At 31.0% G+C, this 10,991-nt stretch carries 17 protein-coding genes; all 17 read left to right on the top strand.

The window, feature by feature from the left end; all coding sequences use genetic code 11:
* On the top strand, positions 1 to 196 hold a 196-nt coding region (locus tag BMY82_RS09410; RefSeq protein WP_144019734.1), incomplete at its 5' end, for a single-stranded DNA-binding protein.
* Between the two features lie 11 nt (positions 197 to 207).
* Positions 208 to 438: a hypothetical protein gene (locus BMY82_RS08710; RefSeq protein ID WP_091976164.1), complete on the top strand. Its 231-nt coding sequence runs from the start codon at positions 208 to 210 to the stop codon at positions 436 to 438.
* 22 nt (positions 439 to 460) lie between these two features.
* Positions 461 to 964, top strand: a complete 504-nt coding sequence (locus BMY82_RS08705; protein WP_091976163.1) for a DUF1492 domain-containing protein — start codon at positions 461 to 463, stop codon at positions 962 to 964.
* A 222-nt stretch (positions 965 to 1,186) separates the two neighbouring features.
* The gene (locus BMY82_RS08700) at positions 1,187 to 2,071 is read left to right on the top strand and encodes a Kiwa anti-phage protein KwaB-like domain-containing protein (protein WP_180366767.1); all 885 of its coding nucleotides are present in this window, start codon (positions 1,187 to 1,189) and stop codon (positions 2,069 to 2,071) included.
* 164 nt (positions 2,072 to 2,235) lie between these two features.
* Positions 2,236 to 2,628, top strand: a complete 393-nt coding sequence (locus tag BMY82_RS08695; protein WP_207645488.1) for a hypothetical protein — start codon at positions 2,236 to 2,238, stop codon at positions 2,626 to 2,628.
* Between the two features lie 92 nt (positions 2,629 to 2,720).
* Entirely contained in the window at positions 2,721 to 3,017 is a 297-nt protein-coding gene (locus BMY82_RS08690; protein WP_091976160.1) for a hypothetical protein, read from the top strand.
* Between the two features lie 51 nt (positions 3,018 to 3,068).
* Positions 3,069 to 3,185, top strand: a complete 117-nt coding sequence (locus BMY82_RS09715; protein WP_091976159.1) for a terminase small subunit — start codon at positions 3,069 to 3,071, stop codon at positions 3,183 to 3,185.
* Positions 3,173 to 3,385, top strand: a complete 213-nt coding sequence (locus BMY82_RS08680) for an RNA polymerase sigma factor sigma-70 region 4 domain-containing protein (protein ID WP_091976158.1) — start codon at positions 3,173 to 3,175, stop codon at positions 3,383 to 3,385. Before BMY82_RS09715 ends, BMY82_RS08680 begins: the two co-directional genes overlap by 13 nt.
* A 382-nt stretch (positions 3,386 to 3,767) precedes the next feature.
* Entirely contained in the window at positions 3,768 to 4,208 is a 441-nt protein-coding gene (locus BMY82_RS08675) for a Panacea domain-containing protein (RefSeq protein WP_091976157.1), read from the top strand.
* Positions 4,208 to 5,014: a hypothetical protein gene (locus BMY82_RS08670; RefSeq protein WP_091976156.1), complete on the top strand. Its 807-nt coding sequence runs from the start codon at positions 4,208 to 4,210 to the stop codon at positions 5,012 to 5,014. The genes BMY82_RS08675 and BMY82_RS08670 overlap by 1 nt, the downstream gene beginning before the upstream one ends.
* A gap of 153 nt (positions 5,015 to 5,167) precedes the next feature.
* On the top strand, positions 5,168 to 5,677 hold the full coding sequence (locus tag BMY82_RS08665) for a terminase small subunit (protein ID WP_091976155.1): 510 nt from the start codon (positions 5,168 to 5,170) through the stop codon (positions 5,675 to 5,677).
* Positions 5,670 to 7,064 carry a terminase gene (locus tag BMY82_RS08660; protein WP_091976154.1) on the top strand — a complete coding sequence of 465 codons (1,395 nt, stop codon included), beginning with the start codon at positions 5,670 to 5,672 and terminating at the stop codon, positions 7,062 to 7,064. Before BMY82_RS08665 ends, BMY82_RS08660 begins: the two co-directional genes overlap by 8 nt.
* A gap of 4 nt (positions 7,065 to 7,068) precedes the next feature.
* Entirely contained in the window at positions 7,069 to 8,577 is a 1,509-nt protein-coding gene (locus BMY82_RS08655; protein ID WP_091976153.1) for a hypothetical protein, read from the top strand.
* A complete protein-coding gene (locus BMY82_RS09605) occupies positions 8,546 to 10,207 on the top strand; it encodes a phage minor capsid protein (protein ID WP_144019733.1) in 1,662 nt (553 codons plus the stop codon). The genes BMY82_RS08655 and BMY82_RS09605 overlap by 32 nt, the downstream gene beginning before the upstream one ends.
* Positions 10,179 to 10,355 (top strand): hypothetical protein, encoded by a 177-nt coding sequence (locus tag BMY82_RS08645; protein WP_242938951.1) that lies wholly within the window; start codon positions 10,179 to 10,181, stop codon positions 10,353 to 10,355. Before BMY82_RS09605 ends, BMY82_RS08645 begins: the two co-directional genes overlap by 29 nt.
* Before the next feature lie 11 nt (positions 10,356 to 10,366).
* On the top strand, positions 10,367 to 10,681 hold the full coding sequence (locus BMY82_RS08640; RefSeq protein WP_091976151.1) for a YjcQ family protein: 315 nt from the start codon (positions 10,367 to 10,369) through the stop codon (positions 10,679 to 10,681).
* A gap of 62 nt (positions 10,682 to 10,743) precedes the next feature.
* Positions 10,744 to 10,986 carry a hypothetical protein gene (locus tag BMY82_RS08635; protein ID WP_091976150.1) on the top strand — a complete coding sequence of 81 codons (243 nt, stop codon included), beginning with the start codon at positions 10,744 to 10,746 and terminating at the stop codon, positions 10,984 to 10,986.
* Positions 10,987 to 10,991: the final 5 nt, after the last annotated feature.

Here is a 10,991-nt window from a genome sequence, read left to right as displayed (position 1 = left end):
TAAAGGGAAATTAGTGGCAGTTCAAGGAGCAATTAGGGTAGATAGATATGAAACTCAAGGTGGAGAGAAAAGAATCTTTACCAAAGTATCTGGGAGAAATATACAATTATTAGAAAAGCAAAAAAATGATCCAGAAAAATATAATGTATGTGCAGAATTTAAAGAAACAGTAGAAGACGATGATGTGCCATTTTAGGAGGTAGAAAAATGATAGATTACAATACAGCATTACAAGATAAGAAATTAAGAAAAAAATTTTTTACAAAAATAGCTCTAATAAGAATATTAAAAAATGGATATGGAGTTACAAGGGGAGGTTATGTGGTACCTAAGAAAGGTAAGCTTCCTGAATTTAGAAAAACATTAATAGATACCCTTACTGCAGTAGATGTATGCACAAATGAAACAGAAAAAGAAATTAATAAAATAATATTTTAGTCTTTAAATTTGGAGGTAGAATATGATAAGTAATGAAGAGAAAAGAAATACAGAAGAAATCTTGCATAGTTATAAGAAGATACCTAGTCAGATAAAGCAGTTTGATATTGATATAGAAAGTGTAAAACTAGATTGTATTTCTTATAATGGGATAGATTATTCTAAAGAAAAATTAAGCAAAACATATTCTGTGTCATCTGAAGTAGAAGATTTTATAGTAGAAAAAGAAAAACAAATTGAGTTCTTAGAAAATAATAAAAAAAAGCTAATAAACTTAAATAAAAAAATAGAGATAGCAATAAATAATTTCACATCAGAACAAAAAGTATTGTTTAAACTAAGGTATATTGAAAATGCCAATTGGCTTAGAATTATTACAGAAATGCATATATCAAAAGATACCTATTACAAAATGAAAGAGCAACTTATATTAAGTGCTGCACAAAGTATGAATCCAGTTAGGACATTAATGGAAATAGAAGAAATGTACAAGAAAGGATATTATTTAGAAAAAGATTGGAAATAATAAAAAGGAAAACATAAAGAAAGGATGAGGAAGAAGATGTCATTATAATATAGTATTATAATCATAGTGATACAAATAAAAAATTCTCCTTATAGTTATTATTAAAGAAAAGGGAAATCTATTAAGGTTTCTCTTTTTTATATTTTTAATTGGTATATATTGTAAAAAACATTTTCCTTTGATATTATTAAAATGATAATATTATTTAATGGAGGATTTAATATGGATTTTAATGAAATTAACAAAAAAATAGATGACTCAAAAATAAATTTTTATATGTGTACTAAAAATAAAAATGAATATGCTTGTTATAATAGAAAAATTAGTCAAGAGATAGAAAATTTTATAAAAAATACAATTAAAGATTGTCTTGATAGGTATTCAAAAATGAATATATTGACATATAACATAGTCGGATCTCTTGATAATACTTTAGAAAAAGATAGCACTGAGAATTATCCTGTTATAGATTCTTTTTTTAAAAAGATTTGTTTGCCGGGATTAATGGACGACTTAAAAAAAATAAAAATTAACTTTTATGTGTATGAGCTTATTATGGGGAAAGGAAAAAAGATATATTTCTTTAAGCAAAATAAAAATCTAAAAATTTTCAAAAGCGGGATGGTTGCAAAATTATTACTTAAAGATAGTTTAGAAAAAATAGATATAAATAATAGCATTGCTATAGAACCAGGTATTGATATAATAATATTTGATAAAGAGATTATTATAAAAAATCATTCAGCTTTTGAAAAAATATTTGGGTTATACGAAATTTTTAAAGAAGAGGCTGAAAAAATATTTGAAAATAAAAAACTTGAAGAAATAGTTGGGTTTGAAAAGTTAAAAGTAGATGTTTTGGATAATTTAAACTTTGTAAAGAGAATAGCAAAGCTGGAAAAAAAACAAAACAAGTTTTTATTTTTAGATAAACCAGAAAAAACAAAACAAGTAATAAAAGACTTTAAATTGGGAATAACATTTAATAAAGAAAATAAAATAATTTACGATAATAAATCTCAAGCTGCAGATTTTATAAATCTTATGCAGGATGCATACTACAAAACAATAATAGGAGAAGATAGAGGTACCGATGAAAGAAGGTGATTGTTTTGCTAAACAGGTTAGGAAAAATTTTAATGTTTCTCTCATCATATTCAATAGTCTTTATATTGGTTTGGCTTAATAATTTAAAAAAGTTTAGTTTTAAAGAAATTTTAAATACATTTAATCAAAATAGAATATTTTGGGTTATTTGCGCAGTAATATTTGTGTTATCGAATATATTTTTAGGGTTATGGATATATCTTGTAAAAAAAGATGCATCTACATCTACTAGACTATACAACTTTGAACATATTGAGAATAAGGATAGCGAAGTGCTAAACTATTTTATTACATATTTAATCCCAATAGTTTCATTAAAGGTTTGTTCTTTGCCATCAATAGTTATGAATTTAATAGTTATATTAATTATAGGAACTAACTTTATTAAGAACAATACTTTACATTTCAACCCAACATTGATACTATTTGGTTATCATGTTTATTCAGATAAAAATCGGAATATTATTTTGTCTAAAAAGAGCATAGACGAGATAATAAATGAAGATTTAAAAGGAGATCAAGTTGGGTGCGGAAGTAGAATTTTTTTCATACCATAAAAAAACTTGATAAATACCGAGTAATATGATAAACAAAAAGTATAAAATAAAAAAAGGAGGTGGGCAATAGGAGAAAAAAATGCATACCATCAATGAAAATAAAGATAGGTAATACATCAAAGAATAATTTTGAAGTATATGATAATCATGAAAAAATATTTGGATGTAATTCTGAAGTTTTTCTGTCACTAGAATACTTTTCAGATAATTATCTGGTTGGTATAACTTTTACTTCTAAGCAAGGTGGATATAATTTCAAATTATTCTCTTATTTTGAAGAATTGCTTAAAGAGAAAATGTTTTTAAAAAATATAGGCATAGATGATGAAACGTTTTATCATATGACTGAATTTATACCTCTAGGAGTGCCGCTATTATACCAGCAATAATCGAATTTTAAAAGAGCCTAGCAAGGCTCTTTTTTTGTGGGGAAATGGGTGATGTACCATGGGTTAACTTTAAAACAGAAAAAATTTGCTGATAAGTATATTATTAGTGGTAATGCTACTCAGTCGGCAATAAAATTTGTGAGTTTGAAAATGATATGGACAAGTTGATTGATGAGCAGATAGATTTAAAACGAGAAATCATATCCAAATTCGATAAAATGTCTAATTCAGACCACATCCAAATATTAGAAATGAAATATCTCAAGGGAAATAATTTGGTTGAGATAGCGGCAGAGATGGGATATAGCTATAGCCAAATAAAACGAAAGCACGGTTGGGCTTTGGAAGAATTTAAGCAGTTCATATAAAGAAGAGCCACAATGAGCCCCCTAAATGTGATATTATGGTATTGTGGAGTATGAAGGAAGAAAAATAAGGTTTTAATATAATTCCTTAGTGTTCTACTCACAAACACATTTTTATAGCCACGATTAGGTCTTTTTACAAAGCTAAATATGATTGTACGGGGATAGCGGCTTTTTTAAGTGAATTATATTGTTGAAATTTATAAATATTTATTAAAATTAAACACAATTGAATAATAGCAAAAAGAACTCCTTATGGGGGTTCTTTTTGTATTTTAAATAGGTATATATTGCGAAAAACACCGTGCAATGATATAATAAATAAGACGATAAATTAAAAAAGAAACGTTTTTAAATAATATAATTTAGTTAGGGGCGAGCAGCTATGACTTATGATGCATTAACAATAAGTAGGTATGTCGTGAAATATAGTGATGATAATTGTTATAATATATCCAATTTAAAATTACAAAAATTATTATATTTTATTCAGTGCCATTTTTTGATAAAAAGAGGAGAAATCTGTTTTAATGATAATATAGAAGCTTGGAATTTGGGTCCGGTTGTCCCGGCGGTATATAGAGAGTATAAAAAATTTGGAGCAGGTAATATACCGGGGGTATATGTGCAAAATAAAATGTTAAATGAATACATATTCGATAGTGATAAAAAGCTTATTGAAGAAGTTGTAAACCGTTTATCTAGCTATTCAGCTATTGATTTAGTAGAGATAACACACAACCAGTCACCATGGAAGAAGTCGTATTCAAAAAATTGTAATAGAATAATACAAATAAAATATATTGAGGAGTATTTTTGTAAATAATGCGCGAGGATATATTACTAAAAACTGATAAAGATAGGACTAAAGACATAACTAAGGAAATAGAAACAAATGAAGGTGATAACAATATAAACGTAAACTACATGAGGCGTATATGTAATAGTTTATTGATTGATGATTATCAGCCCCAAAATACTTTGGATATAATTAAAGAATACCTTGATTGTAGCAAAAATAGTATGAGGCTGATGTATTCAGAATTAAGCAATCAATTATTTTCCATATTTGAGGATGAAAAATCTGAATCGGATTATAACTTTAATATCAGCAAATTATATGAGTATGTAATGAAGAATGAAGTTACTTCAGATTCTTCGAAAATAGTTATAAAGATTTTCGATCATTCACTGTTAGTATCATATCAAATTGATGGAATAAAGGAAAGAGCTAATAAGATAGCTAAGAAGATGTTAGAAGATGAGTCAGAAAAAAATAAAAATATATTGATGAAAAGCATGAGAGAATCTGAAAAACAATACATAACAATACTAGGCATATTTGCATCGATAGTACTAGCCTTTACAGGGGGAGTAGCTTTTTCAACATCGGTTCTATCTAATATAGATAGGGCGTCCATATATAGGCTAGTATTTATAATATCACTATTAGGGTTTATATTGTTTAACACTATATGCGTAATGTTTGAATTTGTTAGAGAAATAAATGACAAAGAGATGGGACTTTCACTTAAAAATATATTCAAAAAACCTCTTTGGTTAATACCTAATGTGGTGCTTGCAAGTATTATGATTATTTCTACACTAGCATATTATCTTGGTAAGATGTAACATATGCGTATAAAGTATAATTTAAGATATATGAATAACGATGAAAATTAATTAATAAATAATAAAAATAGGGCTTCTAACTAGGGCCCTTTTTTAACGCAAAAAATATAAGTTGAGTAAAACGGACAAGAGTTAAGAAAGGTGGTGAGCCTGATGGCTAAATTAACAGAAAAACAACGTCGATTTGTCGAAGAATACCTAATTGATTTAAATGCCACTCAGGCAGCCATACGAGCAGGGTATTCGGTAAAAACAGCAGCCGTCATAGGTGCTGAAAACCTTATAAAACCTAATATTTCAAACGAAATTTCTAAAGCAATGGCCGAAAGGTCTAAGCGAACAGGAGTAACAGCAGATAGAGTTATAGAGGAGTTAGCTAAGATAGGGTTTATAAATATTAGTGATGTGGTTGATTTAAAAACTGGCAAAGTTTTAAGTGAAGCACAGAAAGAAGATTTGGCGTGTATACAATCTGTAAAAGTTAAGGAAACTGAATTCGGGAAAGATAGAGAAGTTAAATTTTATGATAAAAAATCAGCCTTAGAACTTTTAGGTAAACATTTAGGTCTATTTACAGACAAGATTGACATTAATGCTAACGTAAATACCGAAAAACTAGATGATGTAATAAGTCAGTTAGGTGGTGAGGGATTAGATGAGTAATCACATAATGCCTTTATCAGAAAAATATATTGATTTTTGTAATACTGTAACTGGCGTTGATGTAGATATATTAGAGGGGACTACAGCTAGTGGAAAGACTACTGTAGGTGCTGGCGTAAAGTTTATGCGTATGGTATCTAGGTCAGCTAAGAAATTGCATATAATAGCGGCTAAAACAACAGGTATTGCCGAAAAGAATATCATAAATGCAGATTTTGGAATATTGGACATACATCCAGGGGCAGTATATTATGGTAATGGTGATAAGTCAGATAAGATACCTCACATTAAGTTTGAGGGCAAGGTAATATATATTCTAGGTTATGACAACAAGGACAAGTGGAAGATGGCTCTAGGCGGTCAATATGGATGCGTGTATATTGATGAGTGTAACACAGCAGATATTGAATTTATGCGCGAGATATCGTCTAGAAATGATTATATGTTACTTACATTAAATCCAGATGACCCAAATCTACCAGTCTATGACGAGTTTATAAATAGATCTAGGCCATATAAGAAATATACCAAAGATGTACCGGTTGAAATTATGGAAGACTTAGAAAGGATTGAGCCAACTCCCAAGTGGCGGTATTGGTTCTTTACATTCAATGACAACTTAAGTCTTACACCTGAGGCAATTGAAAAGAAAAAAAGATCAGTACCAAAAGGCACTAAGTTATACAAGAATAAAATTTTAGGGCTTAGAGGTAGGGCAACTGGATTAGTATTTCCGAACTTTAGTAGACAAGTACATGTAAAGTCAGAAAGATGGCTTAGGAATAGGCTTGATGAAAAGTATTGTAGAGAATATAAGCTAAGGCCTTGGAAGTTTACACAGTTTACAGGAGCTTTAGATACAGCTTATTCGAGTGAAAGCCCAGATACATTTGCAATGTCTTTTCAGGGGATAACTGATACTGGAGTACTGATATATCTTGAAGAAGAAGTATACAACAATGCGAATATTGAAACACCATTGGCGCCAAGTGATATAGCGCCTCTTTTTTATGCCTTTTTAGAAAAGTGCAGAAAAAAATGGGGATTTAGTCCTGATAACTTTATCGATTCAGCAGATCAAGCAACAATTACAGAAATAAATAAATTCAGGAAGAGAAATCCAAAGGCATCTGTATATAGATTTACTAATGCCTGGAAAAAGATGACTATAATTGACCGTATTCATTTGATGTTAGGTTGGTTAAATAGTGATGATGGTAAAGAGCCATATTACCATGTATTAGACCATAATAAGCATCATATACGAGAAATGGAATCATATAGTTGGAAAGAAGATAAATACGAACCAGAGGACCGTAACGACCATACAATCAATAGTGGTCAATACGGATTTATACCATATAAATTCAAGATAGGAGAGAGGTGATAAAGTGATAAATATAATTAAACAAAATACTGATGTGCCGGTCAACCTAACTGAAAGAGTAAGCTTTAACAATAACTGCATAAAAAACCGAGTTTGGTACAGAGGTGATCCATCTGAACTAGAGGAGTTTTTTAAGTCTTCTATCAACTCAGACAGTGTAAGTAAGGCTAGATTTTGGGCTTCAGTGCCATCTAGTGGTATTATTAGGAAGTTTCATAGTGGCATATATGCAATTATTATAGATACAATTACAGACTTAGTATTAGGAGATTACCAGGGCTTACAGGTAGGAGACGAACAAGAGGGAAATAACCTAGTATTATCTACATGGGAAGATATAGCTAAAGACAATAATTTTGATAGTGAATTATTTAGGGACGCCATAACTGAAACATTAATTGTCGGAGATGGCGTTTTTAAGTTTTCCTATGATAAAGAAATTTCAGATTACCCAATAATTGAATTTGTTTCCGGGGAAGATTTGGAAATAATTTCTAAAAGAGGGAGGGTGAACGAGTACAGATTTTATAGTTATTACAAGAAAAATGATAAGAAATACAAGTTGATAGAGTCTTACAAGAAGGGGGCTATTGAGTACAAGTTAGTTGATGAGTATAACAAAGAAGTACCACTATCAACAATCGAAGAGATATCAGATTTAACTGATGTGTCTTGGTCTGATAAGTTTTTCTTGTGTGTACCACTTAGGTTTTATAAGTCACCTAAAGAAAAGAATAGAGGAATGGGCATACTTGATCGTAAGAGTGACAACATAGATGCCTTAGATGAAGTTATATCACAGTGGATAGAGGCAATGAGAGATGGAAAGGTTAAAACTTATATACCGGAGTCTCTTTTACCAAAGGACCCTGATACAGGTAGAGTTTTAACCCCTAGCTCATTTGATAATAAGTTTATTAAGACTGACACATCCATGAAAGAGGGGCAGATAGATAAGATAGAGCAGGTGCAAGCGACAATAAACTATGAAGCTTTTGTGAGTACATATGCTAGTATTCTAGATCTAATATTACAAGGTGTTGTATCTCCTAGCACTTTAGGTATTGATCTTAAAAAAACAGATAATGCTGAAGCACAAAGAGAAAAAGAAAAAACAACTTTAAAGACAAGAGGAAAGATTGTTGATACACTTATGGAAGTTATTCCGCAGGTTGTAAATACGGCTTTAATTACTCAACAAGTTATAGGTAATAATGGGCGAAATGTTATGGTACCTGAAAACGAAATATCATTACTATTTGGTGAATATGCGAGTCCATCTTTTGAAGATAGAGTAGAGACTGCATCAAAGGCCGCTACATCAAACATAATGAGTATAGAAAGGTTAGTAAACGAGTTATGGGGAGATAGCTTAACTCAAAAAGAAAAGGATGAGGAAGTAGAAAAGATTAAAATACTAAGAGGGATAAACGTCCTAGAAGAAGAGCCAGAGGAAATACATGACTTAGAAGGTGAATCAGATGAAGAAGAGCCGGAAGAGATTGAGGAATAATAATCGATCGTGGGACGGCATAAATAATATATTTCAGCAAATGGAAATTGACCTAATTGTTTCTATGAAGAAAAATCTAACTAGGCATGAAAAAGAAGAAATGAAACAGGGCTTTAAATTTGAGCAGTGGCAGGCTGCTAAGCTTAGAGATATGGAGAGATTTAGAGCAGAAAATCATGAAATTATAGGTTCATATGAACCTGAGATTGAGCAGATGATACAATCAGCATTAATAGATACATATGATAAGGGTGTAAAATTGGCTTCTGACAGTCTTATACAAGTACAACAATCAGCTCTTGATAATAATATTAGTGTTGCACTTCCTAACCACATACAACCAGTAGTAGAACCCCATAAACTGGTACCGAGTGAATCTGTCACTAAGGAAGAAGCAAAACAGGCATTAAAGGAATTTGAAATGTCAGGTAGAGTTAAGGAAGAAATATTTTTTAGGACGAATGACGACAAATTAAAAGCCTTAATAAGAGAAACTAAAAAGACTGTAGCAGATCCAACAAAGGCAATATTAAGATATCAGGATGACCAGTATAGGCGGGTAATTGCAAGAACGCAAATAGCCTTATCGAGTGGTAATCTGACACTTACACAGGCCATAGACCGAGCAACTGCTGATTATCTCAGAGCTGGTATAACTAATATTGAGTATAAAAACGGAAAAAGGGTTAATATAGCTGATTATGTTACCATGTGTTTAAGAACGGCTAACCATAAAGCTTTTTTGCATGGGCAAGGGGCTAAGAGGATGCAAATAGGCATAACAACAGTTCTAGTATCTCAACACTTAACCGCATGTCCTTTATGTGTACCGTGGCAAAATGAAATATTGATAGATGATATATTTAGTGGTGGTACACCTGATGATGGACCATATCAGCTACTAAGTGAAGCCGTGGCAGAAGGGTTGCTGCACGTTAACTGCCAGCATAATTTAAACACTTTTTACCCCGGCATCAGTACTAAGCCACCAAGCTTAGACCCTAGTAAAGTTGATGATGCTTACAAGGAAACTCAGAAACAAAGAAGACTAGAGAGGGCAATCAGAAGGCAAAAAAGAGTTGTTGCAGGAACAACAGATTTAACTAACTTTAACAACGAGAAAAGAAAACTTGAAGAACTAGAAAATAGATTGTTAAATGGTGATGCAAGTAAGACCAGAGTCAAGGATGTTGATATTAAAAAGACGAAAGATGACTTGATGCAAAAGGCTATAGATGATAGAATTGAAGAAACAAGGAGATATATAAAATCTGATAAGTGTATTAAAAAGATTCATGACGGTAAGCAAGGGAAACATATAGTAGGTCATAATAATTATGGTGGTAAAAGTTATTTAGCCGATGGAGTAGATCCGCAAAAGCTTGTCGATAAATACCAAGGAACCGGAGACTTAAAAATAACTAATCCAACTAAAAATTGGATTAAGAAAGAATTTGTGTTTGGTAAGGATATAATGGGTTTTGTTGTTGATGAGGTCTCTGGAAAAGTTACACCAACAAGATATTTTTCAATACACTACTCAAAGAAAGGTACACACATAGTACCTAGAAAGGAGCCAAGTAATGGTAAGTCTGGAGGAAATGAGAAAAGCCGAGGGGCATCGAATTAGTATTGTTTACACTAATGGTGAATCAGCAGAATATGATTGTTCATATTATATGCAATCTGAAGATGAAGATGAGGAAGCAGCTATTTTTATAGATGAACATTATATTGCTGAACAGCCAGATATTGAAAGTATTACAATTTTAGATTAGTGGGGGGTTTAATGGATAATTTTAAATACGTATATAGAATTTTGAAGATACTTGAAAAATCAATGGATTTAGAAGAGTTCGACCCTGAATTAATAGGATATAAAGAACTTGATATATCTAAGCCTAGGTGGTCAAGGATAATATCAATGTTAAAAGAACAAGGATATATACAGGGGATTGATGTATGGTATTCATTAGACAATGATTACCCGAGAGTAAAATTAATCAGACCAGAAATAACTTTAAAAGGCTTAGAGTATCTGAATGAAAACAGTATGATGAAAAAAGTGTATAACGCAGCTAGAGGAATAAAGGAATTAATATAAGCATCTTAACAGTAGACAGCAGTTAGGGTGCTTTTTTAGTGCAAAGAAAGAGAGGTAAAGGGATGGCACGAATAAGGATAAAAAACACTGGGGTAGAATTTGACATAACAGCGATTGGGACTGAAACAGCTAGAATATCTTATAATGAAAGTGTAAACTGTAATATTCCGGCATATTATATTCAAAACAAGGATATTACACCAGGATGTTATCAAGGAAACAATTACATATCCAAAGATGAACTCGACTATTGGTTAGATAATGGTGAAGCTGAGATAGTAAACAATAATTTCGATCCAATTTAAATTGG

The organism is Peptostreptococcus russellii (assembly GCF_900110295.1).
Taxonomy (GTDB): Bacteria; Bacillota; Clostridia; order Peptostreptococcales; family Peptostreptococcaceae; genus Peptostreptococcus; species Peptostreptococcus russellii_A.
This window is presented reverse-complemented; position numbering and strand designations above follow the sequence as displayed.